Source organism: Porphyromonas uenonis DSM 23387 = JCM 13868 (assembly GCF_000482365.1).
GTDB classification, from domain to species: Bacteria; Bacteroidota; Bacteroidia; order Bacteroidales; family Porphyromonadaceae; genus Porphyromonas; species Porphyromonas uenonis.
The window spans coordinates 280,376-306,555 of the sequence record NZ_KI535307.1; the positions used below are offsets into that span (position 1 = coordinate 280,376).

General features: G+C 53.4%; 15 protein-coding genes. All 15 read right to left on the reverse strand.

Annotation, left to right across the window (positions count from 1 at the left end):
* Positions 1 to 51: 51 nt before the first annotated feature.
* Positions 52 to 2,868, reverse strand: coding sequence for a leucine--tRNA ligase (gene leuS, locus L215_RS0106505; RefSeq protein ID WP_025882926.1), 2,817 nt, complete (start codon positions 2,866 to 2,868; stop codon positions 52 to 54).
* A gap of 271 nt (positions 2,869 to 3,139) precedes the next feature.
* On the reverse strand, positions 3,140 to 4,183 hold the full coding sequence (locus L215_RS0106510; RefSeq protein WP_025882927.1) for a 2-oxoacid:ferredoxin oxidoreductase subunit beta: 1,044 nt from the start codon (positions 4,181 to 4,183) through the stop codon (positions 3,140 to 3,142).
* A gap of 14 nt (positions 4,184 to 4,197) precedes the next feature.
* The gene (locus tag L215_RS0106515) at positions 4,198 to 6,063 is read right to left on the reverse strand and encodes a 2-oxoacid:acceptor oxidoreductase subunit alpha (protein ID WP_027451525.1); all 1,866 of its coding nucleotides are present in this window, start codon (positions 6,061 to 6,063) and stop codon (positions 4,198 to 4,200) included.
* A gap of 620 nt (positions 6,064 to 6,683) precedes the next feature.
* Positions 6,684 to 7,505 carry a glycogen/starch synthase gene (locus tag L215_RS0106520; protein WP_025882928.1) on the reverse strand — a complete coding sequence of 274 codons (822 nt, stop codon included), beginning with the start codon at positions 7,503 to 7,505 and terminating at the stop codon, positions 6,684 to 6,686.
* 240 nt (positions 7,506 to 7,745) lie between these two features.
* Entirely contained in the window at positions 7,746 to 10,253 is a 2,508-nt protein-coding gene (locus L215_RS09370) for a patatin-like phospholipase family protein (RefSeq protein WP_244869675.1), read from the reverse strand.
* A gap of 301 nt (positions 10,254 to 10,554) precedes the next feature.
* Positions 10,555 to 12,411, reverse strand: coding sequence for an ABC transporter ATP-binding protein (locus tag L215_RS0106530; protein ID WP_027451526.1), 1,857 nt, complete (start codon positions 12,409 to 12,411; stop codon positions 10,555 to 10,557).
* 18 nt (positions 12,412 to 12,429) lie between these two features.
* Positions 12,430 to 14,343: an ABC-F family ATP-binding cassette domain-containing protein gene (locus L215_RS0106535; protein ID WP_025884285.1), complete on the reverse strand. Its 1,914-nt coding sequence runs from the start codon at positions 14,341 to 14,343 to the stop codon at positions 12,430 to 12,432.
* Positions 14,343 to 16,322: a tetratricopeptide repeat protein gene (locus tag L215_RS0106540; protein WP_025884284.1), complete on the reverse strand. Its 1,980-nt coding sequence runs from the start codon at positions 16,320 to 16,322 to the stop codon at positions 14,343 to 14,345. Before L215_RS0106540 ends, L215_RS0106535 begins: the two co-directional genes overlap by 1 nt.
* 5 nt (positions 16,323 to 16,327) lie before the next feature.
* Positions 16,328 to 16,894, reverse strand: coding sequence for a peptide deformylase (def, locus tag L215_RS0106545; RefSeq protein WP_025884283.1), 567 nt, complete (start codon positions 16,892 to 16,894; stop codon positions 16,328 to 16,330).
* A gap of 25 nt (positions 16,895 to 16,919) precedes the next feature.
* Complete coding sequence (gene ruvX / locus L215_RS0106550; RefSeq protein WP_025884282.1) at positions 16,920 to 17,345, reverse strand: Holliday junction resolvase RuvX; 426 nt, start codon at positions 17,343 to 17,345, stop codon at positions 16,920 to 16,922.
* A gap of 15 nt (positions 17,346 to 17,360) precedes the next feature.
* Entirely contained in the window at positions 17,361 to 18,983 is a 1,623-nt protein-coding gene (locus tag L215_RS0106555) for an ABC-F family ATP-binding cassette domain-containing protein (protein WP_025884280.1), read from the reverse strand.
* 844 nt (positions 18,984 to 19,827) lie between these two features.
* Positions 19,828 to 22,503: an InlB B-repeat-containing protein gene (locus L215_RS10335; protein WP_082239923.1), complete on the reverse strand. Its 2,676-nt coding sequence runs from the start codon at positions 22,501 to 22,503 to the stop codon at positions 19,828 to 19,830.
* A 64-nt stretch (positions 22,504 to 22,567) separates the two neighbouring features.
* A complete protein-coding gene (locus L215_RS0106565; RefSeq protein ID WP_025883737.1) occupies positions 22,568 to 23,437 on the reverse strand; it encodes an InlB B-repeat-containing protein in 870 nt (289 codons plus the stop codon).
* Positions 23,438 to 23,603: 166 nt separating this feature from the next.
* On the reverse strand, positions 23,604 to 24,878 hold the full coding sequence (locus tag L215_RS09380) for a leucine-rich repeat domain-containing protein (RefSeq protein ID WP_238296528.1): 1,275 nt from the start codon (positions 24,876 to 24,878) through the stop codon (positions 23,604 to 23,606).
* Positions 24,879 to 25,706: 828 nt separating this feature from the next.
* Positions 25,707 to 26,180, reverse strand: a 474-nt coding sequence (locus L215_RS0106575) for a T9SS type A sorting domain-containing protein (RefSeq protein WP_027451527.1), incomplete at its 5' end; no start/stop codon positions are given.

The following is a 26,180-nucleotide window of genomic DNA, read 5'->3' on the forward strand; positions in this document are numbered from 1 at the left end:
TAGTCTTCCCTTGGCCCAGCGCCAGTACGGCAGGGGCCGAAGACTTTGTCATTACAATACTATGTTGACTATGCGCCCTGGCACGACAATTACCTTCTTGAGTGGCTTGCCGTCGATCCACTTGACCGCGTCGGGATGCGCTAGCACCTGCTCCTCGATCTGCTCCTTGGAGAGACCAGCGGGGAGCTCGAGGTTAAAGCGCACCTTACCATTGAAGCTCACGGGATAGCGCACCGAATCCTCAGCGATGAGCGACTCGTCACACTGGGGCCATGCGGCCGTAACGATGCTCTCGGCCGAGAGCGTGTCGCTACTGCATGCGGAGCGCATCTCCTGCCACAGCATCTCTGCGATATGTGGCGCAAAGGGCGAAAGCAGAACCGCCAAGGGTCGAAGCACCTCCAGCGAAGTGGTCTCGGCCTTCTGTAGCTCGCCCACGGCAATCATAAAGGCCGAGATGGAGGTGTTGAAGGAGAGACGCTCGATGTCTTGAGTGATCTTCTGAATCAGCTTATGGATCGTGCGTAGCTGCTCACGACTAGCCTCAGCATCGGCCGAGACGGTGAGCTGCCCCTCACTGTTGTGGTAGAGTGACCAGACACGCTTGAGGAAGCGATAGACGCCGTCGATGCCATTCGTGTCCCACGGCTTGCTCTGCTCCAGGGGACCGAGAAACATCTCGTACATCCTCAGCGTATCAGCGCCATACTGCTCGATGATCTCGTCGGGGTTGACCACGTTAAACATGGACTTGCTCATCTTCTCCACCCCATAGCCGCAGAGATAGCTACCATCCGCCTCGGTAATAAAGGTCGCATCGTGCAGGTCGTCACGCCACTGGCGGAATGCCTCCTGATCGAGGACATCGTTGTGGACCAAGTGTATGTCCACGTGCATCTGCGTCACGTCGTACTGCTCACGCTGCGAGTAGGTGACAAACTGGTTCGTCCCCTTGATGCGGTAGACGTAGTTGGAGCGCCCCTGGATCATCCCTTGGTTGACCAGTCGCTTGAATGGCTCATCCTCGCACACGACCCCGAGGTCGTAGAGGAACTTATTCCAGAAGCGACTATAGATCAGGTGCCCCGTAGCATGCTCCGTACCGCCGATGTAGAGATCCACCTGTCGCCAGTAGTTATTGGCCTCGGGGGAGACCAAAGCATCATGATTATGCGGATCCATATAGCGTAGGTAGTATGCGCTACTCCCCGCAAAGCCTGGCATCGTGCAGAGTTCGTAGGGATAGCCCTCCTCGGTGCACCAGTGCTTGGCACGTCCTAGCGGAGGCTCGCCACTCTCCGTGGGGAGATATTTGTCCACCTCAGGCAGAGTCAGCGGGAGCTTGTCAAGCGGTAGCGTGTGCGGCACGCCCTCCTTATAATATATAGGTATCGGCTCGCCCCAGTAGCGCTGGCGGCTGAAGATAGCGTCGCGCAGGCGGTAGTTGATCCGCTTCTGACCGAGCCCCTGCTCGTCCAGGTAGTGACACATCCAGTCAATTGCCTCAGAGACTGACTTGCCATTGAGGAGCGGCGAATTGATCAGCTCGCCCTCTTTGCTGTCGAGGCTTTCGCTCCAAGTAGAGGGATCGGACGCTTCGCCACCCTTTGGCAAAACAACCTGACGTATCGGCAGGTCAAAGTGCCGTGCGAAAGCAAAGTCTCTCGAGTCGTGCGCTGGAACCGCCATGATAGCGCCCGTGCCATAGCCCGCCAGCACATAGTCGCTGATCCAGATCGGGATCAACGCCTCCGTCAGCGGGTGCTGTGCATAAGAGCCCGTGAAGACACCCGTCACCGAGTGATCCGCCTGACGCTCACGCTCTGTGCGGCGCTTCGTGCGATCTAGGTAGGTCTCAACAGCGTCACGCTGCTCCTCCGTAGTCAGGTCAGCCACCAGACTACTCTCGGGAGCTAGCACCATAAAGGTCACTCCGTAGAGCGTATCGGGACGAGTGGTAAAGACCTCGATAGGCAGCTCGCCATGAGCCGTGCTAGCCTTGAAGGTAACCGATGCTCCGATCGACCTACCGATCCAGTTACGCTGCATCTCCTTGAGAGCATCGCTCCAGGCGAGCTGGTCGAGACCCGCTAGCAGACGCTCCGCATAAGCAGAGACGCGGAGGCTCCACTGCTTCATCTTGCGCTGCACCACGGGGTAGCCACCACGCTCGCTCACGCCATCGCTCACCTCATCATTGGCGAGGACGGTACCCAGCTCAGGGCACCAGTTGACCACACTCTCGCCGAGGAAGGCCAGGCGGTAGTGCATCAGCCACTCTGACTGCTGCGCCTCGCTCGCAGCTCGCCACGCCTCAGCCGTCAGCTCCAGTGGCGTACTGGCGTAGGCTGTACAGCCCTCCGTGCCGTGAACCTCTAGATACTGAATCAATTTGTCGATAGGCTCGGCACGCTCCGTGGCGGTGTCGTAGTAATGGTGGAAAAGCTGTATGAATGCCCACTGCGTCCACTTGTAATACTCCGGATCGCAGGTCACCACCTGGCGACTCCAGTCGAAACCAAAGCCAATGTTGTCTAGCTGCTCACGATAGCGCGCTATGTTGACCCGCGTCGTCTCCTCCGGGTGACGATTCGTCTGGATAGCGTACTGCTCGGCCGGCAGACCGAAGGCGTCGTACCCCATCGGGTGCAGGACGTTGTACCCTTGTAGTCGCTTATAGCGAGCGTAAATATCTGAGGCAATGTATCCTAGCGGGTGCCCCACATGTAGTCCCGCCCCTGAGGGATAGGGAAACATGTCGAGTACGTAGTACGAAGGCTTATCACGGTCTATCTCTACGCGATAAATATCTGCGTCATGCCAGATGCGCTGAGCCGTTTGCTCTATGTCGTGGTGATTGTAATCCATACAGTTCTCTCTATTATAGCGCAAAGGTACGAAATTAGAAATTAGAGGTTAGAGGTTAGAGATGAGAGGTTAGAGGTTAGAAGTCCGATCATTCAGATAGTTCCGATTGCTCCGATAGTTCTCATAGTTCCGATTGCTCCGATAGCCCTAGCCAACAGCCAACGGCCAACAGCTAACAGCCATAAAGAAACAGTGAGGGAGACCCATCCGTGAGTCTCCCTCGCTATTTTTGTCACCTTACGCAGGTGATGAGTAGACTAAGAGGTGCGCCTTACTTGATCTCCCACGTGTCCTCCGTCATGAGGAGCTCGCGGAGTGTGCGGACCTTGTTCTTTGCTTTTTGCTGATCGATCTGATCATGGACAGCCCAGTCGTAAGTCGGTCCCTCGACATCACGTATGACGCCCATAGCGACGGGGAGGCCGTCGGCTGCGTTCATAGCGGCGAGCATCATATGTAGGAAGGGATTCGGCTCGTGCGCATCGTGCGTCAGCACATCGTCGAGCGTATAGCCATCCTCACCGATTGTCACGGCACGTAGCTTGAAGCCATCGAGCACGAGACCGCGCTGCTTGTCCTCACCAAAGAGCATCTTCTCACCGTGCTGCAGGACGATCGTCTTGTCGGCACGAACGGCACGGTCGCTGATAGCAGCGTGAGCACCGTTGTTGAAGATCATACAGTTCACCAGCACCTCTGTGACAGCAAAGCCCTTGTGCTTAGCACCCGCTAGCAAGCAAGCGGTGAGCGTAGGCTGATCCACATCAAGTGAGCGAGCGAAGAAGTTGCCACGAGCACCCATCACCAGCTCAGCTGGCTCGAATGGATCCTCGACAGTTCCGTAAGGTGAGCTCTTGGTGACCAGACCACGAGGCGACGTAGGTGAGTACTGTCCCTTGGTCAGTCCGTAGATGCGATTGTTAAAGAGCACCTCGTTGATATCGACATTACGTCGTACAGCATGGATAAAGTGGTTACCACCGATAGCGAGGCTATCGCCATCGCCAGACATCAGCCATACGGTGAGGTCGGGACGAGCCACCTTGACACCTGTAGCTACGGCAGCACCACGACCATGGACGGTGTGGAAGCCGAAAGTACTCATATAATAAGGTAGTCGCGAGGAGCAACCGATACCAGAGACGACGACCGTCTCATCGGGAGCTATGTCTAGCTCAGCCATCGCTTTGTGGACAGCCGCTAGGACACCGTGGTCGCCACAACCTGGGCACCACTTGACGGGTGATGCGTTTTTGAAATCCTTGGGGGCAAAGCGTAGTGTGCCCTTCTCTAGATTACTATTTGTTTCAATCATAGCAGTTGTGGTTTTTACAGTTGCTCAGCGATTATCTCTTCGAAGGCAGTGACGAGGTTCTCCACCTTGAGCGGTTGTCCCTGCACTTGATTGTACTGATAGATATTGGCATCAGATACCTTATTGCGTAGGAGCATAGCCATCTGACCGAGGTTCTGCTCAGCAACGACGACACGTGGGTAGCGACGCAGGATCTCCTCCGTGTTCTTAGGCATAGGATTGATAAAGGTAAACTGCGTGTGCGCTACCTTATGCCCCTTCTTCTGCAGGGCATGGCAAGCATCGCTCAGGTGGCCGTAGGTACTACCCCACCCGACGATAAGCAGCTCAGCATCCTCGACATCACCCTCTACGGTGAGCGGTGGGATCACCTCTGCGATGTGCTGTATCTTGTTGTGACGCTGTAGGACCATCAGCTCATGGTTAGGACCATCCGTGCTGATAGCGCCAGTCTTATTATCCTTCTCTAGACCACCTGTACGGTATGGCAGAGCGCCAGGACCAGGTACAGACCAGTAGCGTACGAGCGTCTCGGGATCACGCATATAAGGCATCCAAGGCTCCTCGCCCTTGTACTGATCTACGTAATGAGGCTTGATAGCGGGATACTGCTCGTAGTCAGGTATACGCCAAGCAACCGAACCATTGCCCAGATAAGCGTCTGAGAGCAGAACAACTGGAGTCATATGCTCTACAGCTATCTTGGCCGCATAGTAAGCGGCGTCAAAGCACTTAGAGGGAGAGGTAGGAGCGATTACGACCATCGGAGACTCACCATTACGCCCGTACATAGCCTGTAGGAGGTCGGTCTGCTCTGACTTCGTAGGCATACCTGTCGAGGGGCCACCACGCTGTACATCTACGAGTACGAGAGGTAGCTCAGCGATGACGGCTAGATTGAGTGCCTCACTCTTGAGAGCCACACCAGGACCCGACGTCGAGGTAACACCTAGACGACCAGCATAGGAGGCTCCTATGGCAGTACAGATACCAGCTATCTCGTCCTCAGCCTGTACGGTAATGACATCGAGAGACTTGTACTTAGCAAGGAAGTGAAGGATGTCTGTGGCTGGAGTAATAGGATAAGATCCGAGGAAGAGCTTGAGTCCAGCACGCTCAGCGCCAGCTATGAGTCCGAAAGCGGTAGCCTTATTGCCCGTCACGTCAAGATAAACGCCAGCCTCCTGTGGAGCGCCCTCGATGACAAAGGGAGTGCCTACAGATGCGTGGGTATTAGCCGCATAGGAGTAGCCTCCGTGGAGAGCTGCTATGTTGGCCTGACGAATGATCTCCTTCTTAGCAAACTTCTTGCTGATGAAGTGCTCAGCCTGCTCTAGGGGACGGTCAAAGAGCCACGAGACGACACCCAGGGCAAACATGTTCTTGCACCTTAGTCTGCCTCTAGCGTCCATATCCACATCCTTAAGTACCTCCTGAACCATCGTGCTGATGGGACATGCGAGGACTCTGTCAGGGTTGAGTCCCAGCTCCTTGATGGGATCGTCTGTCTCGTAGAGAGCCTTCTTGAGATCCTTCTCTCCACAAGAGTCGCTATCGATGATGATGATCGAGTCGTGACGTAGATTCTTCACATTGACCTTGAGTGCTGCAGCATTCATCGCCACCAGCACGTCGGCATAGTCTCCAGGCGTGTGGACTTGGTCATGGCCGATGCGCACCTGAAAGCCCGACACACCTCCCAGTGTGCCTTGAGGAGCACGGATCTCTGCAGGATAGTCAGGAAACGTCGAGACCGAGTTACCATACATCGCTGACATGTCAGAGAAGATTGAACCCGTGAGCTGCATACCGTCACCTGAGTCGCCTGAGAAGCGTACCACTACCTCTTCGATAATTCTTTTGTTCGGTTTGTCTGTCATAATTAGGATGAATAAAAGGCGTAGGGCTCAACTCCTTGAGAGGGTGATTGAGCGAAACCTTCCTAGCAATAGACCCCTACATACGTTCTGTTTGCTATGCGCTCAGCACCATCTTCTACAGCAGGAGAGACTTGTAAGCAAGTGCTAGAAATAGGGGACACCAGCGACCTCTCACCACTCCACCACTATGATCTGATAGACGGAGCCACATAAACAGCACAAAGGTACGACTTATTTCCCTCATACTAGCCATTTTTGGGTATGAAAATCAGGGGCTGACGCATGATGAAAACGAGCTCGTCTGATTTCCTACCTAGAAATTGCCCAAATTCCTCCGTAGATATTTCTGATTTGCTACCTAGGAAATGACCAAATTCTTCGGACTTATGATTTGATTCTTCCGAAGTTTCATTTGATTCCTCCGAAGAATTTTTTCTTTCCTACGTAGGAATTGGGCCAATTCCTAGGTAGCTATTTGGGAAATTCCTAGGTAGGAATTGAAATGAACTCATTTTTATTTATAATGCGTCAGCCCTGCGAAACCTCCTAATACAGCGAAGCCCCTAGAGATCGTGTATCGATCGCCAGGGGCTTCGTTTATATATCAGAAAGGGAAGCTCTTACTCCGTAAAGCTGCGGTAAAAGTCTACATAAGCCTCAGCGTGGTCTACCGCTGGGCCGGGGTACTCCAGCACTTTTTGGTCGGGCTCCGAGCGAAGGTACTCAATGAGCTCGGGAGAGACAGACTCCTGACCCAGGATCACACCATCTGAGTAGTGGATCGCCATACGACGTAGCGCATCTGGCGTCACCTCTCCTTGCAGCGGGTCCAGCATGTCGCCTGTAATCTTGTCAAACTCAAGCTTCTTGATCAGGTCTTCGCCGATCTCGCCCTCCTCCTCGTTGCCATCGACCGAGAAGATCACCTTAGCGCGCTCGAAGTAGGGATCGTCCTTGTAAGCCGTCTTCAGGTAAACGGGCGCCAAAGCGGAGAACCACCCCAGACAATGAATCACATCGGGGATCCAGTGCAAGCTTTTGATCGCCTCCAGGACGCCTCGGATGAAGAAGATACTGCGATCCGCATTGTCACTTGGCGCTCCCTCGGAGGGAGGACCGAAGAGGCTCTTGCGTCCGAAGAGATCAGCATTATCGATGAAGTAGACCTGTATACGTGTAGAGGGGATCGAGGCGACCTTGATGACGAGCGGGTGGTCGTAGTCGTCGACGATGACGTTGATACCCGACAGACGGATCACCTCGTGAAGCTGGTTGCGACGCTCATTGACCAGGCCGTAGCGTGGCATGAAGATACGTACGTCATTTCCTGCATTCTGTATATGCTCTGGGAGGTAACGAGCGACATGTGCGAGGTCACTCTCAGGGAGGTAGGGATATATCTCCTGAGAGATGTAGAGTACTTTCTTGTCTTTGGCAGCCATAGTGTGATTTACTTTCGTTCTCTACAAAGATAGTGAAAAATGGCGACACCGCTTGCACCTAACCCATTCACCTCAGGGCCGACGCATCATAACCACTCCCCTAGGAGCTGCACAGGACGATAACCGAGGAGTGTGGAGCGAGCTACACGACGTAGCGCTACAGCCCGACTCTGAGTATTCGAATATTCACGAGGATTCGGACTTCTCCCGAGGTCGGAGCAGGTAGGTCTAGCGATGGTGTCAGAAGGCGTACCCGAGGCTAAAGAAAAAGCGTGAGGCGCGTAGGACGTTGGAGCGACTGAACGAGAGCTTGATAGGTCCTATCAGGGAGTCGTAGTCTAGATCGATGCCAGCGCCGTAGAGGAGGTCGCTGTCCTGTATGTTGGGTGCCTGGACATCTGCACCGACGCTGATGTGTGGGGTGATGTAGAGGTTCTTGATCGGGGTGTACTGTACACCTAGATAGAGCGCTGCTAAGTTGTTGACCGGATACTCTCGGTATCGTAGTCCAGAGAAGATGGGTTGATCGTCTAGACCGACATTGGCAAAGCCCCCGAGGTGAAACTTCTGACTTAAGAAGAGGTAACTGTCGAAGTGAAAGCTCTCTCGCCAAGGCTTGCCAAGGTCTAGATTGACCCCGCCAAAGAGTCGTCCGTGTAGCGCTACCCTCCGACTCAGGGGGGCGACTAGATGCTCATAGACAGAGAGATGCAAGAGGGGTCCCCGCTGTGGGGATATGCTTTCCTCAGGATTGAGCAAGTTGTGGGTCTGCTTCTGGCTCTCCGAGGCATCTGCGGGGAGTGGTGAGAGAGCGTAGGAGTTTTTTAGCGTAAGCTCTGCGGCTAGTGCGAAGTGGTTACCCCGTGTAGCAAAGGCCTTTCGATTCAAGCTGTTTTGCTGGTAAGCTAGATTCATCGTCCAGGTGCCGTGGCGGTAGCTTAGCTTAGGCGTGCGGTTGGCCTGTATCAGCTGGTTGAACTGATTCATAGGCACCCAGTCAGACGAGGGTGCCTGTGCAGAAGCCTTCATATCTTGGTCAAAGGGTGGGCGTGGTTGCCACACATACATAGAGCCGTACTGGATGCCGAGCGTTATCTGAGACTGTGGCGACAAGGTGTAGCCCATCTTCAGACCACTGGCTAGGGATGCCTGGTAGAAGGTGGCCTCCGTGTGGTCCTCTATCTGTGAGAGGTAGCGCAGACGGATGTTGTCACAGCGGTCTAGGCGGAGGGAGATGTAAGGACTGAGCCAGTAGGAGTAACCGTTGTCGAGCCACTTGCAGTAGCTAGCGCGTAGCTTAGGGAGCTGAGATATGGCGAGCTTGGCGGAGAGTCGCGAGTTGGGGAGGAGCAGATCTCTGAGTGAAGTGTTGAGAATGATGTTTGCCGACTCGTAGGGGTCGTAGTAAGCTCCTAGTCGGAGGAGGGCTTGTGGCTTTTTCTTGATAAAGAAGTGTATCGTGTTGACCTCATGGTCTCCTCTCGTCGAGTCTGCCTCGTAGGTGTAGTAGACCTGTGCGTAGCGGTTGTAGCCCATCAGCATCTCAATGCGCTGCTGGAGAAGCTCCAGGGAGTCTAGGATAGAGAAATCGTCACCGATCACACTTTGTATGAACTTTGTCTCTGACTCATCTAGGGGGCTTCCCCACTGATCTGAGACTTTGACCTGCTGGATCGGTATAGAGACTGGGGCGAGCTGTCGCCTCTGAGAAGTAATGCCCTGGGCGAGTTGCCGAGCCTTGAGGGCGATGAGCTGTGGCAAGAGCTTGTGCGCCTCAATCTCTGCGAGCGCTATGATCCGCTCACGCTGACTAAAGTCTGCCGAAGTGTAGTCTTTCAACGCTTGGGAGAAGTCTAGCATCACATCTACTTGACTGGCTTGACGCTCTACCTCCTTTTTGGTCAGGAGTGCATAGGACTGCAGGATGACATCAATAGGACTATGCTCAAGCTCCTCCACGTTTCGCAGTCTAGCTCCGGTATAACTACCGATGACGAAGTTGGCTCCCATGGAGCGAACCTCCTCGACAGGAAAGTTGCGATCCAAGCCTCCATCGACGAGTAGCTTACCATCGACCACAGCGGGTGCGAAGAAGGCTGGGATCGCAAGGCTGGCGCGTATGGAGAGTGGCATCGATCCTGAGGTCATCACGCAGGCGCCTCCCGCTCCGACATCCGAGGCTACGAGCTGGAGCGGTATCGGCATCTGGGCGTAATCGGTGATATGTCGCACGGGAAAGGTGTAGCGCATCAAAACCTCCATCAGGTACTGCCCCTCGATGATTGAGGAGGGTGGCTTGGGGATGCCTCGGCGCATGGGAAACTCTAGCGCATAAGTCCCGTAGTCCTCCTTCTCACACATGTCCACCTTGTCGTAAGGTAGCCGATTGCTCAGGATGCGTCCCCAGTCCTCCTGACGGGCCAGCTCCTTGATCTCCGTGGCACTATGCCCAGACGAGTAAAGTCCAGCGACCACAGCCCCCATGGAGGTGCCAGAGATATAGTCGACCTGTATCTGCAGGGAGTCGATCAGCTCGAGGAGCGCTATATGTGCTAGTCCCTTAGCGCCTCCTCCACTCAGCACGATGCCACAGCGCATCTTGAGACTGTTGCAAAAGTCAACAGTCTCACAATCTTGCTTGCAAGATTGTCCTGACTTTGCAGAAAGGATGAAGCGCAAGGCGCTGAGGGTGAGGTCTGAAGGGAGCATACCTCCGTATGTGACTGTTGCAAAAGTCAACAGTCTCACAATCTTGCTTGCAAGATTGTCCTGACTTTGCAGAAAGGATGAAGCGCAAGGCGCTGAGGGTGAGGTCTGAAGGGAGCATACCTCCGTATGTGACCGAAGCCGAATCCCGAAAGCAACACAGCGATTCGCCTTTATGCAACAGTCTACACTTGAGGCTGTCGCTGGCGTTGTCGCTTTGTCCTTGCATCGCGATGGGCGTGCAGAGAGCGACAAGAGATAGGATCAGGCTGGCGAGGAGGGTCGATGGTTGTTTCATATGATATGTGGGGGAGGCTTTTCTAGATACAGGGAGGGGGAGCTTTTACTCCTTAAACTGTATCTGGTAGAGCTGGGCATAGATCCCGCCACGCCCAAGTAGCTCCTCGTGGGTGCCCTGCTCGATGATCTGCCCCTCCTGCATGACGCAGATGAGGTCGGCGTGCATGATCGTGGAGAGACGGTGTGCGATGACGATGGTGGTGCGGTCGCTGACGAGATGCTGGATGGCCTCCTGGACTAGCTGCTCGGAGACGTTGTCGAGCGCCGAGGTTGCCTCGTCGAGGATAAGGATGGGCGAGTCCTTGAGCAGGGCGCGTGCTATGCTGAGTCGCTGGCGCTGCCCGCCACTGAGCTTGCTGCCGCCATCACCAATGTTGTACTCCATCCCCTCGGGGAGCTGATCGATGAACTCAGTCGCATTGGCGGCCTCGGCAGCGGTGCGTACCTCCTCGTCGCTGACGGGGCGCTCCATGCCGAAGGTAATGTTGTTGCGGATCGTATCGTTGAAGAGGATCGGCGTCTGATTGACATATCCTATCAGGTCGCGCAGGTCGCTCGCCTTGACTTGTCGTATGTCTGTCCCGTCGATGGTGATGCGTCCTGAGGTGACGTCGTAAAAGCGAGGCAGGAGATCCACGAGCGTACTCTTTCCCGCACCAGAGGCTCCCACGAGTGCAATCATTTGACCTTTAGGTATGGTGAGGTTAAGGTGGCGGATGATCCAGGGCTCTTGATAGCGGAAGGAGACATCTTCGTAAGAGATGCTCTGGTCAAAGGTGACGGGCAGAGGCTCCGCGGGGTCTGTGACACGCTCGGGATAGTCGAGGATAGTCTGTATACGCGTCATGGAGGCTAGCCCCTTTTGGATAGAATAAGAGGCGCGGCTGAGCTCTTTGGCCGGATTGATGATGCTGTAGAAGATGACGAGGTAGTAGATAAAAGCATCGGCCGTGATACTGCTACTACCAGCGAAGATCAGGTTACCGCCATACCAGAGGATGATGGCGATGGCGGTGGTGCCGAGAAACTCACTCATGGGGTGCGCTAAGCCTTGCCGAGCGTAGACCTGCGCGATGGTACGACGATAGCGCTCGTTGGCGGAGGTGAAGCGGTGAGAGATCTGTTGCTCCGCATTGAATGCCTTGATGATACGTAGACCCGAGAGGGTCTCCTCGACCATGCTCATGAGTCGTCCCCACTGCGTCTGCCCCTCGAGGCTGTCTCGCTTGAGGCGCTTGCCTACGGCACCCATGATGTAGCCCGCTATCGGCAGGACGATGAGGACGAAGAGGGTAAGCTCCCAGCTGATCGCAAAGAGCGCTATGAGGTAGATGACGATGAGGATGGGGTTCTTGATGAGACTCTCTAGGATGCTGATGATGGAGTACTCGATCTCGGCGACATCTCCCGAAAAGCGTGCGAGGAGATCGCCTTTGCGCTCTTCGCTGATCAACGAAATCGGCAACCGAAGGAGCTTGGCATTGAACTCATTGCGCAGATCTCGGACCACGCCTGTACGGATCGGCACGAGCATATAGATGCCTGCGTAGGTGACGCCTACCTTGATGAACGTCATGACGACGAGGTAGATGCAGAGCAGAAGGAGCGTGCGGGAGGGGCCGTACTGCTGGATGAGCTGGGAGACGTAGTAGTTGAAGTTCCCCACGATGTAGTCTACAGCTACGCTCCAGTCTGAAGGACGTAACCAGTTGATGCTGTCGAGCGTATGGTAGACGGGTGTGGCTCGCTCCATACCAAAGAGGATACGCAGGATCGGCATGATGAGCGAGAAGGCGAGCAGGTTGAGCAGCGCCGAGAGGATATTGGCAATGACGCCACCTGTTATGTAGTGGCGGTAGGGGCGGATGTACTTGCCGAAGAGCTTAAGGAACTGTCTCACGGGTTGGCTGGCTAATTACTACTGTTGGATCTCCTCCTCGTACTCCATGAGGGCAAACTCGGCATCCTCCCACTGCTTGGTAACCTCTTGAAGCTGACCATTGACGAGGGTGTACTGCTCGATAAGCTGAGGAGACGGGGAGGTCTCGATCTTCTTCTCCAGTTCAGCCTGCTGATCATGTAGCTTGGAGACCTGCTCGCCGAGGGTCTCGGCGGTACGACGGAGGGTGCGCAGACGCTTTTGCTGCTCTTTCTGCTGCTGGTAGTCGAGTGGCTGGGCTTTGGGCTTTGGCTGTTGGGCGTTAGCTGTTGGCGATTGGCTGAGCTCTTCGTGGAGGGTGGCGAGGTAGCCGTCGAGACCGTTCATGCACTCCCGTACGGCACCATGGCCGAAGGAGAAGATGCGGTCGACGAGCCCCGAGAGGAAGTAACGGTCGTGCGAGACGACGATGACGGTCCCGGGGAAGGCTGCGATGGCTCGCTTGAGGATCTCTTTGGTTCGGATGTCCAGGTGGTTGGTCGGCTCATCGAGGATGAGCAGGTTGGCAGGTTCTAGGAGCATCTGCATGATGGCGACACGAGCGCGCTCGCCACCACTGAGCACGCTGATCGGCTTGTCGGCCACCTCCCCGCCAAAGAGGAAGGCACCCAGCATGTCATTGATATGTAGTCGCATGTCGCCACGCGCCAAGCTGTCGATGGCGTCACGGATAGTCTGATTGGCGGGAAGCTCCTGCGCCCTATTCTGAGAGAAGTATGCGATCTCTACGCCGTGTCCTATCTGGAGCTTGCCGGTGTACTCCTCTTGTCCCATGATACAGCGCATGAGGGTTGACTTACCGGAGCCGTTTTTCCCGACGAAGGCGACCTTTTCGCCACGCTTGATGGTCATCGATACGTCGCGCAGCACGGAGAGAGAGCCGTAGCTCTTGTCTAGGTCCTCGATGATGACGGGATAGTCGCCACTGCGCCCTGCCATCGGGAAGGTAAAGTTGATGTGCCGTGTGTCTATCTCGTCGAGCTCGATCTCCTCGATCTTGTCTAGCTGCTTGAGACGGCTCTGGACCTGTGCGCTCTTCGTCGGCTTATAGCGGAAGCGCTCGACGAAGGACTCGATGTCTTGGATCTTCTTCTGCTGATTTTCGTAAGCTCGCTTCTGCTGCTCCAGACGCTCCTCACGCAGGGTGACATAGTGACTGTAGGAAGTCTTGTAGTCGTAGATGCGTCCCAGCTCGATCTCGATGGTGCGGTTGGTCACATTGTCGAGGAAGGTACGGTCGTGCGAGACGAGGAGGAGCGTGACTCCACGGGCGATGAGAAAGTGCTCGAGCCAGTCGATGGACTCGATGTCTAGGTGGTTCGTCGGCTCATCGAGGAGGAGCAGATCGGGATTGCTCAGCAGCACCTTCGCCAGCTCGATACGCATACGCCATCCACCCGAGAACTCACGGGTCGGCCTGTCGAAGTCGCTCCGCTCGAAGCCCAGTCCGAGGAGCGTCCGCTCCATCTCGGCAAGGTACTGCGACGGGTGGTGCATCTGTATCAGATCGGTGAGATGTCCGTGGCGCTCGATCAACTCTAAGTACTCAGGCGAGTCGTAGTCCGTGCGGGTCGCCAGCTCTTCGCTCAGGCGGTCGTACTGATCATTGAGCGACTGCACATCCTTAAAGACTTCCTCGACCTCCGCCCGCAGGGTGGTGTGGTCGACCAACTCTTTGACCTGTGGTAGATAACCTATCGAAAGGTCTCGAGGACGGCTGACGGTACCACTCGTAGGTTGCTCGATGCCGACGAGGATCTTCATCAAGGTTGACTTACCCGCCCCATTATGCCCGACAAGTGCGACCCGCTCGCCCTTGCTAATGACAAAGTTGATCGAGTCAAAGAGGAGTTGCTTCCCAAAGTCTACCGTAAGGTCTTGAACGGATATCATCAGCGTGTCTGAATAGTATGGATAAGAGAATAAGCCTGATAGATGCCCAGCTCGCCAGCACGGCTCAAGTCATCTATCGCCTGCTCATGCTGTCCCTGCTGCTGGAGGAGCAGGGCACGATTGTAGTAAGCTTCGCCAGCTTGGGGCAGGAGCTCGATCGCTTTGGTGTAGTCTGCGATCGCTTGATCCGTATGCCCCAGCGTCTGGTGCAGATGAGCACGGTTATAGTAGAGATAGCCTATCTGCGGGGCGTGACTGATGGCGGTGGTGAGCTGACGCATCGCTAAGTCGTACATAAGCTTCTGTTGCTTAGGCTCTGTAAGCGTCTCCGCCTGCATGAGACGCGCCGTGCTAAGCGCCAGAAGAGCAAGTGGCTGCTGAGGGGCCAGATCGAGACAAGCGTTGAACTGTGAGACCGCCTCGCCGATGTCTCGCAAGAGTAGCTTGTCGATGCCCATACGCAGGTGCCAGTCGGCCGACTGCTCTGCGCCACGAGCCTGCAGACGCGCGATATCCTCCAGCACGACATGGAGCTGCGTGCTGTCTAGCGACTGAGCACCGATGGCAAGCAAGAGACGGGGTTGGTAACTCGTACGCTCGTTGTACGCCTCTAGCTCTGCGGAAAAGTTCGAGCGAGGCAAGAGCTTGTCGTGACTCTTTTGCACAAAGTAAGTGAGCTCGTAAGCAGGACAAGCCTCCGACGAACTGGCTTGCTCTTGGATCGAACCACGGAGCGAAGAGGTTTCTGTAGTAAGCGAAGAGGGTGTCGCATCACTGCTCGCAGACTGTAGCTCAGCGTGATGGTCTAGCGCATACAGTTCATCGCTCGCCACACTTGACCCAGTGCTGTCAGCGATGGTCGGCTTAGGCGCTTTGACCTGCCCACGTTCTAGCTTGTAGGCGAACCAGTAGTCTCTGTCCGCTCCAGCAGCGTCACCGAGCAGACGCTTCACCTCCGAGCGCTGATAGTAACCCGAGAGGAACTCTGGTCGACGACCTAATATATAGTCTAGCGTCTCGATCGCCTCACGGTACTGTCCCGTCTGCGTCTGGGCCAAAGCTAAGTTAAAGTGTGCCGTCAGGTTGGTCGGTTGCAGACGCACCACCTCTAGCAGATCTTCGCGAGCACCCTGTAGATCGCCCACCTCGATACGTAGCAAGGCGCGATTGTGGCGAGCGACCGCATCGTGAGGCGTCAAGAGGAGCGCCTGGTTGTAGTCCTCCATAGCGCCACGGTACTCCTTTAGCTTGTAGCGTGTCAGTCCACGGTTGATGTAGTCGCTAGCTTGGTTTGGATCTAGTTCTATGCTCTTGTCATGGTAGCGTAGCGCCCCTTTGTAGTCACCCCGCAGGTAAGCAATCGTCGAGAGCATCCGATAAGGCGCAGCACTCAGCGAGTCTATCGCCAAGCCCTCGGCGATCCGTCCCTCCGCCGCGACCGTGTCTTGTCGTCGCAACGCTATCTCCGCGGCGAGGAAGTAGCCCCGCGCCTCCTTCGGGTGACGCTGCGTCAGGGCGAGCGCTGCCGAGTCGGCACGCTCATACTGCTCGGCTCCGTAGAGCGAGCCCGCGAGGTTGAACGAGAGGTAAAAGTCGTCCGGCGTGATCTTGAGCGCTTGCGCATAGTCTGTCGCTGCCTCCGCATAGTGTTGCTGATTGTGCCGTGCCGCCCCCCGTACCATGTAAGCTCTAGAGAGAAAAGGGTTGCGCTCCAGGCAGAGCGTCGCGTCTCGCTCGGCACCCGCATAGTCGCCCAGCATAAGCTTCGCAAAAGCTCTGTAATAGTACGGCTCAGCCATCGTTGGCGACACCTCGATCACTTGGTTAAAGTGCTCAATGGCGACCACGAAATCCTTGAAGCCGATCGCATTGCGCCCGATCGTCATCACACGCTCCGTATCTATCTGCGACCATAGCGCACTGCTCCACACGCAGAGCATGCAGAGGAGCAGAGAGAGTGATCGTAGGAGCGGGCGCATACGGGCTAATGTATCGTATTACGCATCACGGGGTAGCCGACACGTATCCGACCGTCGACTATATGCTGGAGCTTCTTCTTGATTAGTCGCTTACGCATCGCCGATATGTGATCCACAAAGAGCTTGCCATCTAGGTGATCATACTCATGCTGCACCACCCGAGCCGCAAAGCCCGAGAGCTCTAGATGCTGTGGCTCAAACTGCTCATTCATATAGTCCACCACGATCGACTTAGGTCTCACGACCCGTTCGTTAATGCCGGGCAAGCTCAGACAACCCTCAGCCTCCGAACAAGTATCCTCGCTCAGGGAGTGCATATGCGCATTGATCATAACCAGTTTAAGTTGGGCACACTCAGGATACTCATCCGCCAGAGGCGTCGCATCGATCACCTGCAGACGTATGTTGCGCCCGATCTGTGGAGCCGCCAAGCCGATGCCGTCACTCTCGTACATCGTCTGCCACATGTCTGCGATCAGCTCCGAGAGGTTCGGATAGTCAGGCGTTATGTCCTCGCTCATGTTGCGAAGCACTGATTGTCCGTAAAGGTATATAGGTAAGGTCTTAGCCATAAGAGTAAACGGTTAATTCTTTCTTTTAGTGAAGTATGTGCAAACTCTCTAGATAGCTCTGCAAAATGATAGTCGCACTGATACGATCCACCAACCCTTTGTCCTGTCGGCGGCGCTGCTTGCCGATGCCCGCCTCGCGGATCGTCTGCTGTGCCAAGACAGAGGTAAAGCGCTCGTCCACATACTCTAGACGTATCTGAGGATAGAGATGTTGCAGCTTCTTAGCCAAAGCTTGTATCGCCTGCCACGTCGCCGAGGGCGTTGCGTCCATCTGTGTCGGCTTGCCGAGGACGATCGTCTCCACCTCCTCACGCCCCAAGTAATCCGCTAGGTAGTTGAGGAGCTGATGCGTAGGCACCGTGTCGAGCGCCCCAGGCGTGATCTGTAGCGAGTCGGTCACCGCCAGCCCCGTGCGCTTGGTGCCGTAGTCGATAGCGAGGATACGAGCCATAGGCGTGTGCTCTCTTTATGCGTTGTAGTACTTCTCGCGTAGCTCAGCCACCTTCGGATCGGTGATGTAGTCGTCGTAGTTGATGATACGGTCGATGATCCCGTTTGGCGTCAGCTCGATGACACGATTCGCCACCGTGCGGATGAACTCGTGGTCGTGGCTTGAGAAGAGGACATTCCCCTTGAAGGAGATAAGCGTGTTGTTGAACGCCTGAATCGACTCCAGGTCCAGGTGGTTCGTCGGGGTGTCGAGGATCAGCACATTAGCCCCTGGGGGAAGCATCATACGGCTGATCATACAGCGCATCTTCTCACCTCCCGAAAGGACCGAGGCGCGCTTGTTCACCTCCTCACCGCTGAAGAGCATACGCCCTAGGAAGCCCTTGAGGTAGACATCGTTCGTGTCCTTGGCAAATTGCCCGAGCCAGTCTAGGATTGTCATGTCGGTATCGAAGTAAGCGCTGTTGTCCAATGGTAGATAAGCAGTCGTGATCGTCTGCCCCCACTCGTAGCTCCCCTGCTGCGCCTTGCGGTTGCCATTGATGATCTCAAAGAGTGCCGTCATAGCACGCGGGTCGTGGCTGATGAAGACGATCTTGTCGTCTCGCTCCACATTGAAGGTCAGCCCCTTGAAGAGCACCTCTCCCTCGTCCGTCACGGCCGAGAGATCGTTGACCTCTAGCACCTTGTTGCCCGGCTCACGGTCTGGCTGGAAGAGGATGCCTGGGTAGCGACGTGACGACGGCTCGATCTCGTTGATATCAAGACGATCCAGCATCTTCTTACGGCTGGTAGTCTGCTTGCTCTTTGCCACGTTGGCACTAAAGCGACGGATGAACTCCTCGAGCTCTTTCTTCTTCTCCTCAAGCTTCTTATTCTGCTGCTGTTGCTGGCGCAGTGCCAACTGACTAGACTCATACCAGTAGCTGTAGTTACCTGCGAAGAGTCTCACCTTACCAAAGTCTATATCCACCGTGTGGGTCGACACAGCATCAAGGAAGTGACGGTCGTGGCTCACCACGAGGACCGTACTCTCAGTCTCGGCGAGATAGTCCTCAAGCCAAGAGACAGTCTCTAGGTCTAGGTCGTTCGTCGGCTCATCAAGGAGTAGGTTGTCCGGCTTGCCAAAGAGACAGCGCGCTAGTAGCACACGCACCTTCTGCTTACCGCTAATGTCACCCATCAGACGGTAGTGCAGATCCTCCTTGATACCGAGACCGCTCAAGAGGGCTGCCGCCTCGCTCTCAGCGTTCCACCCATCGAGGTTGGCAAACTGCTCCTCCAGCTCAGCCGCCTTGACACCATCCTCGTCGGAGAAGTCCTCCTTAGCGTAGATAGCGTCCTTCTCCTTCATGATCTTCCAGAGCTTGTCATGCCCCATCAAGACGGTGTCGATGACCGTGTACTCATCGAAGGCAAAGTGATCCTGACTCAGCACCGAGAGACGCTCGTCAGGTCCGAAAGTGACGGTGCCACGCGTCGGATCTAGCTCACCGCTAATCATACGGAGCATCGTTGACTTACCCGCACCGTTGGCACCGATAATGCCGTAGCAGTTGCCGGGGGTAAACTTAAGATTGACATCGGCAAAGAGCACGCGCTTGCCAAACTGTATCGTGAGGTCGTTGACTATAATCATCTTGGTATACTGTCTTCTATCTTCTGTCTGTAATGTGTGATCGGGAGGCGAACCCTTCGCTCCCCTCAAGACCAACCCTCCTCGCAGGCATCAACCGCATAGAAGGGGGCTAATCTGCACAAAGGTACACAATTTTGACGCGCGCCACACTTTAGCTATTAGCGGTTGGCTATTGGCTGTTAGCCAGGGGCACTAATACTAGTAGTGCCACTAGAGCTACTAGTGCCACTAGAGGAGTCCCCTCTAACCTCTAATTTCTAAACTCTAACCTCTAATCGAATTCCTACCTAGGAATTTGCCAAATAGCTACCTAGGAATTTGCCCAATTCCTACGTAGGAAAGAAAAAATTCTTCGGAGGAATCAAATGAAACTTCGGAAGAATCAAATCATAAGTCCGAAGAATTTGACCATTTCCTAGGTAGCAAATCAAAAATATCTACGGAGGAATTTGGGCATTTCCTAGGGGGGGGGAGATTAGAGGTTAGAGGTTAGAGGTTAGAAATTAGAGATTAGAAATTAGAGACGAGTAGCCCTGTGTACGGACGCACGAGACGAGTAACCCTGTGTACGGACACACGAGACGAGTAACCCTTTGTAGGGACGCACGATCTGTGCGTCCGTTCCCGTTAAAGCCCTGACACTGTAACCTTTGACACAACGGACGCCCTCCCACTAGACACTCTCGTGCGTCCCTACAACCGTTACTCGTTCCGTGTATTTCTACCAGTCGCCACACGTCTCGCTCTAACCTCTAAATATGCGAGAAGAGCTCCGCAGGATAGTCCTACGGAGCTCTTCTATTATTGTAGTCTGACAAACTTATCGTCTGTCAGATCGTGGTCCTTAGTGCTTGACGACGAGGCGCTGTGTAGCTCCCTCGGTGACTACGAGATAGGTACCCTCGCTCAGTGCGGTGAGGTCTATCTGTAGGCGACCAGCGCGGTCAGCAGCTAGGCGCGTGATCAGCTGTCCATCCAGCGTGTAGAGTGCTACGGCTGCCTCAGGTGCTAGACCTGTGACAGTAGCGGACTCGCTAGCAGGGTTAGGATAGATGACAAACGCATCTGCAGCGACTGCATCAATGCCCGTGTGGTCGACGAAGACAGCGACAACCTCCGTGTCCTTGGTGACGGTGAAGGTCTTATCCTTGAGGATGTCCTCACCATTTGCCGTAAGCTTGGTGAGCTCGCACTTATCGTTGGCTCCCTTAGCTACGACCGTCAGCTTCGTTCCCTCGGAAACAGCGTTGAGATCAACCTGCTCCTTGATAGTGATCGTGCCGTGCTCGTTGCTCTTCAGGGTAACCTTGTAGGTCGTGGGCTGAGCCTTCTTAGTAAAGGTAGCGACAACCTTCGTGTCTCCCTTCATCGCAAAGGACTTGGCAGCGAGGATATCCTTATCGTTTGCTGTAAGAGCGGTGAGCTCGTAGCCAGCGTCTGGTGTAGCCTCGATGGAGACATTCGCACCCAGAGCGACGTCAGCGTCGTTAGACACTTCCTTATCGCCCACCCTAGCGACTATCTTACCACCCTCAGCTGCAGCGATCGTCAGCTTAGGCTTTCTGAAGGTTACCTTGACCTCGCTGGTCTCGTCAAAGGAAGCATCGTAGGAGTTCACCTCTCTACTGTGTACCTCCTCACCATTGACGGTCCACTTATCTACGATGTAACCCTTGTCAGGCATCACGTTGAAGACGATGTATGCGCCTCTGTCTACCTCATCACCTGACTTGACAACCACATCATCCTCGCCATCCTTCTGAACCTTTACCGCGGTAAACTTACCGTGCTCACCAGCGGTGTAGGTAATCGTGATCTTAGAGGCGACTTTCTTGAAGTGAGCTACGACATTCGTATTGTCAATAATCTGGACAAAGGAGAGCTTATTTGGCTCACCAAACAGATTTTCTTTTTTAGTACCATTGAACGTCCACTTCTCAAACTCATAGCCCTCATTTGCCGTGGCCTCAAAGTCTAGATAAGAGTTCTCGGGAACGATTTTACCATTAGTTATGGTCGTGAACACATCATTGACATAGCCAGTCGCCTTGATCGTACCACCCTCAACAGGGTCAGCGGTGAGGTTAATGGTACACTTCTTTGCTTCTTTCTGGAAGAAGAGCTGCACCTCGGTATCCTCATCTAGGGTCATGGTTAGGGTAGTGCTTTGACCAGCCTTTTTATCCTTCGTACCATTGACGAGCCACTTATCGACTTCGTAGCCAGTCGCTGGTGTGGCGGTGAAGGTAACGCTCGAACCACGAGCCACCTTTTTGCCACTATCGACAGAGACGGCATCGCCACCACCCTTTGGTGTGACAGCGACGGCAATCTGCCCAGCCTCAGCTGGTTCTTCAGCAACACTATACTTCAGCGTCACCTCGTTGGGCTTAGTCGTGAAGACCACCTTCACATCAAGGGCTTCCTTGAGCTGAATCTCATACTTATTGGGGTTGCTAGGCATATCAATCGCCGCACCATTGACAAGCCACTTCTCAACCTTGTAGTCTGCGCCAGGATTAGCGTTGAAGGTGACCCAGATACCATCCTCGATCTCATCGCCCGAATTGAAGGGGATATCCTTTTCAGAATCACGATCGTAGCGCGTAGCTGTGACCGTACCATATTCGGCAGGCTCAGCGGCAAAGGTCACTGCGTACTTCTTTGGAGCCTTGAAGTGAGCTACGACACTAGTCTCACCTGTAATATCGAGAGAGAGCTCCATGGGGTCTGTGAAGGATCCAGGAGTGTCTGCACCATTGACGGTCCACTTCTCGAATTCATAGCCTTCGTTTGCCGTAGCTGTGAATTTCAAGGAGGCATTCTCTGCGACAGATGCACCTGTCTTAACTGGCTTATAGGTTACTGTATTCTCTGCCGTTACTGAGCCTCCCTCGGCAGGGTCAGCGACAAAGTTCACGACATACTCCTTGGCAGCTGCCGTCGACACGAAGTTTGCCACGATGGTGTTTGGCTTACCCTTCTGAACCTCGTATTCAATACTTGGAATCCCTTCAGATTCCTTTTCTCCATTGACAGTCCAGTCACGGAACTCAGCACCTTCGTTAGCTGTTGCATAGAAGTGTAGGGTAGTACCTTCTTCAAGGATTTGGCCAGTGGTTATTGGACGACCACGATTCGCTCCCCTTATGGAACCAGGTCCTTCTGCAGAGAAGGTCACAGCTAGACTTTCCAGCTTACGGAAGCTAGCCTTGAAGGTGACATCCTTCTCCACTACGTATTCGAACCTTAGTCTTGTATACTCGCTACTAGGTTGGCCATCTATCTCCCAGTGGTCAAATTCGTAACCATCTCCTTCCACAACGGTTACTGAGATTTTGCTACCTTTAGAGACCTTACCTCCAGTTTGAACGGAGGCATAGTTATCTGTCTGATTCTTAACTATCACGGAGCCACCCTCGGCAGGGTCGGCTGAAAAGGTGACAGTGCAGTCCTGACCATAGAGCCTTGGTACTGCTAGTGTCAAGAGACATAGTAAAAGAGGTAATAATCTTTTCATGAGATGTATTAGTTTATTTGTTTATAGTGCCTTGCGATATGATATGAAGAGCTGAGCATAAGCATTAGTGCTTGACGACGAGTCGCTGTGCAGCTCCCTCGGTGACTACTAGATAGGTACCCTCGTTCATTGCGGTGAGGTCTATCTGTAGGCGACCCGAGCGGTCAGCAGCTAGGCGGGTGATCAGCTGTCCATCCAGCGTGTAGAGTGCTACGGGTGCCTCAGGTGCTAGACCCGTGACGGTAGCGGACTCGCTAGCGGGGTTAGGATAGATGACAAACGCATTCGCAACGACTGCATCAATGCCCGTGTGGTCGACAAACTCAGCAACAACCTCCGTGTCCTTGGTGACGGTGAAGGTCTTATCCTTGAGGATGTCCTCACCATTTGCCGTAAGCTTGGTGAGCTTGTAACCAGCGTCTGGTGTAGCCTCGATGGTTACCCTAGTACCTTGAGCAACTTTAGTTAAGTCTGTGATCTCCGCACCATCAGCTTTAGCAACAATCTTGCCTCCTTCTGAAGGGGTTAGTGTCAATGCGTAGGTCTTCTGAGGCGTAGCATTCAAATCTTCAAAGACAGCCTCTACCCTAAGATCCGTCTGAACCACAACCTTACAGTCATTTGGACGCTTCTCATTAAGCTTTACATCCTCGCCATTGACGACCCACTTCTTCAGCTTATAGCCATCATTAGCTTTGGCTGTAAAGATGGGTACACGGTTTTCAGGAACTGAATCTCCAGATTGAAAATAGATCATCCTGAAGTTATCGTCAAAGTACACAGCGTCTATGGTTCCCCCACTAGTAGGAGAGGCGAAGAATGCCACCTTGTGCTTAATAACTACATCATCTTGCTTCAGGCTATTCTGCTGCCCATAGAGTTGCGTTGCGACAAGCGCTAGTAGGCATAGCCAGAGGGGAAGTAATCTTCTCATTGTATTGTTGTTAGGTTAGTATATGTGACTCTTCGAGTCAACTATCTTAGTTAGGAGTGACTCCCTCAGATCAAGATCTGACGGACATCGACTGAGGGAGTCCCTCCTTGTGCATTTAGTATAAGACTGCACGAGACAGTCTCGTAGCAAGAGTGTATCGCAAGTGTTAGAGCATTATCTTAGCGACTTCATCTCCTATAGAAAGGAGGTAAGCGCCTGCGGGCAGCTCTGCGACCTGTAGCTGTAGACTACCCATAAGGTCTGTACGTGCACTCTGTAGGAGCGTGCCACCAGCCGTATATAGAGCGACCTCTGTGTCAGGAGTAGCAAAAGCTATATCAATGTAGTCTCTCGTAAGCTGTAGACTATAGCTCTTAGCCTTAGCAACGCGCTCATTGGCTAGTGGATTCTTGCCACCATTCTCATAGTCTTTGTAGTCATAGACGTTCCAAGACTTCTTGTCTGCTATCTTTATGTCCTCCTTAGAGATTTGGTTCGCTTCACTATTGTCCGATGAGTTGATCACATATAGATCGCCATAGCCCCTTCCACTTCTAGAGGGCAAACTCTCAACGAGTTGCTTCATAGCTTGACCATTGATAGCATTCTTGTAGCAGTATATCTCTTTGAGTGCGGGGGATGGGGTGAGGTCGAGTGCTGTCAGCCCATTCTCCCTACAGTCAAGCTTCTCTAGACGTGACAAGCCTTCGAGAGAGAGTGCCGTAAGTTGATTCTCAGCAACATTTAGCTCGGTTATCTCGGTGCAACCTGAGAGGCCCTTTATCTCAGAGAGGTTGTTGCGCTCTAAGCTCACCTCCTTCAGTTTGGTTAGACCTGTCAAGTCTACAGTTGTAAACTTGTTTCCAGGAAGCCAAGCAGTCTCCAGCTCTGTGCATTCAGAGAGATCAATTGATGGGAGCTCACTACCAGCACAGTTAATGAAGGTGAGATCTTTGCACCCCTTGACATTGATAGTGTTCATCGTGTTGTGTATGGCAAACAGCTGGACGAGTTTAGGATTTTGAGAGGCATCAATCTCGTATACTCTGCCACCATTTTCGGAACTATCTATCGAATGTATCAACCCGATGATTCGGATCATACCACGCTTGGACGTATACTTCTCGATAGAGGGACGAGCTTTTGGAGGAGTTATCTCAGAGACGACACCCTCGTCGGTCTCAACCTTTACCTTAGCGCCTTCCTCGAAGACAGAGACCCCCACGTAAACATCTTTGTCCGGCTTAACTTTGATGATGACACAAGGCTCTGCCTCTTCGCCTCTTTGACCTGAGAGAGCACTTGTGTGGCTTTCATTTGTGGCTTTACTCTGAGGTTTAGCCATCAGATAGTCCGTAGTAACCTCTGCGGATGTAATAGCCCGTATCGAAGAGCCTGTGATGTCTCTAGGAGTGAGCATTCTCTCTGCTGCATGGCCCATAGATAAACCACAAAGAGCTAAGAGTAGTAAGAGTAACGGTGTAACTGTTTTTCTCATAGTAGTATATATTAAAAGTGAACGTCTATCTTATTGACGGTTAGTCGCACACTACAAGTTTCTATCTCTTGAAGCTTCACCACTTCAAAAAATGGTGTCACACGCTCACTTGGCTACAAAGTACCAAGTAAGGGACGCTTTGATACAAGAGACTCCTCGATAAGATACGGCTTACCCCATAGTTAAGTCTTATTGTCTTTCTAAATTTGTTCAGTAATCTAGGATAAGCACGCTCCTATACCCTAGAGTGAGATAGCTACTCAACAAGGAGCAAAAGCCTTCTATCCAAAACTTCCGCTTACGATATCAAACACTATCTAATCGCAAATATATAAAAACCATATGAACAAACAAATAATTCTCCCTTCAATACAGGGCTAACACATGATAAAAACGAGCTTGTCTGATTTCCTACCTAGGAAATGGCAAATTCTTCGGACTTATTTTTTGATTCCTCCGAAGTTTCATTTGATTCCTCCGAAGAATTTTTTATTTCCTAGGTAGGAATTGGATCAATTCCTAGGTAGCTATTTGGCAAATTCCTAGGTAGGAATTCGATTAGAGGTTAGAGATTAGAAATTAGAGGTTAGAGATCGGAGTGATTGGAGCCATCGGAGACATCTGAATGATCGTACTTCTAACGTCTAATCTCTAACCTCTAATCTCTAACGTCTAATCTCTAAACACACATAGAGAGCTCCGCAGGACTAGTCCTACGGAGCTCTCTCTTATTATAGTCTGACAAACTTATCGTCTGTCAGATCGTGCGCATTAGTGCTTGACGACGAGGCGCTGTGCAGCTCCCTCGGTGACTACGAGATAGGTACCCTCGCTCAGTGCAGTGAGGTCTATCTGTAGGCGACCTGAGCGGTCAGCTACTAGGCGCGTGATCAGCTGTCCATCCAGCGTGTAGAGTGCTACGGCTGCCTCAGGTGCTAGACCTGTGACGGTAGCGGACTCGCTAGCGGGGTTAGGATAGATGACAAACGCATCCGCAGCAACTGCATCAATGCCCGTGTGGTCGACGAAGACAGCAACAACCTCCGTGTCCTTGGTGACGGTGAAGGTCTTATCCTTGAGGATGTCCTCACCATTGGCCGTAAGCTTGGTGAGCTCGCACTTATCGTTGGCACCCTTAGCTACGACAGTTAGCTTCGTTCCCTCGGAAACAGCGTTGAGATCAACCTGCTCCTTGATAGTGATCGTGCCGTGCTCGTTGCTCTTCAGGGTAACCTTGTAGGTCGT

What these genes read in the sequence shown, in the direction of transcription:
- leuS (WP_025882926.1), bottom strand. Translation starts at nt 2,868, where the DNA reads ATGGATTACAATCACCACGACATAGAGCAAACGGCTCAGCGCATCTGG.
- L215_RS0106510 (WP_025882927.1), bottom strand. Translation starts at nt 4,183, where the DNA reads ATGATTGAAACAAATAGTAATCTAGAGAAGGGCACACTACGCTTTGCC.
- L215_RS0106515 (WP_027451525.1), bottom strand. Translation starts at nt 6,063, where the DNA reads ATGACAGACAAACCGAACAAAAGAATTATCGAAGAGGTAGTGGTACGC.
- L215_RS0106520 (WP_025882928.1), bottom strand. Translation starts at nt 7,505, where the DNA reads ATGGCTGCCAAAGACAAGAAAGTACTCTACATCTCTCAGGAGATATAT.
- L215_RS0106535 (WP_025884285.1), bottom strand. Translation starts at nt 14,343, where the DNA reads ATGATATCCGTTCAAGACCTTACGGTAGACTTTGGGAAGCAACTCCTC.
- L215_RS0106540 (WP_025884284.1), bottom strand. Translation starts at nt 16,322, where the DNA reads ATGCGCCCGCTCCTACGATCACTCTCTCTGCTCCTCTGCATGCTCTGC.
- def (WP_025884283.1), bottom strand. Translation starts at nt 16,894, where the DNA reads ATGGCTAAGACCTTACCTATATACCTTTACGGACAATCAGTGCTTCGC.
- ruvX (WP_025884282.1), bottom strand. Translation starts at nt 17,345, where the DNA reads ATGGCTCGTATCCTCGCTATCGACTACGGCACCAAGCGCACGGGGCTG.
- L215_RS0106555 (WP_025884280.1), bottom strand. Translation starts at nt 18,983, where the DNA reads ATGATTATAGTCAACGACCTCACGATACAGTTTGGCAAGCGCGTGCTC.
- L215_RS10335 (WP_082239923.1), bottom strand. Translation starts at nt 22,503, where the DNA reads ATGAAAAGATTATTACCTCTTTTACTATGTCTCTTGACACTAGCAGTA.
- L215_RS0106565 (WP_025883737.1), bottom strand. Translation starts at nt 23,437, where the DNA reads ATGAGAAGATTACTTCCCCTCTGGCTATGCCTACTAGCGCTTGTCGCA.
- L215_RS09380 (WP_238296528.1), bottom strand. Translation starts at nt 24,878, where the DNA reads ATGGGCCATGCAGCAGAGAGAATGCTCACTCCTAGAGACATCACAGGC.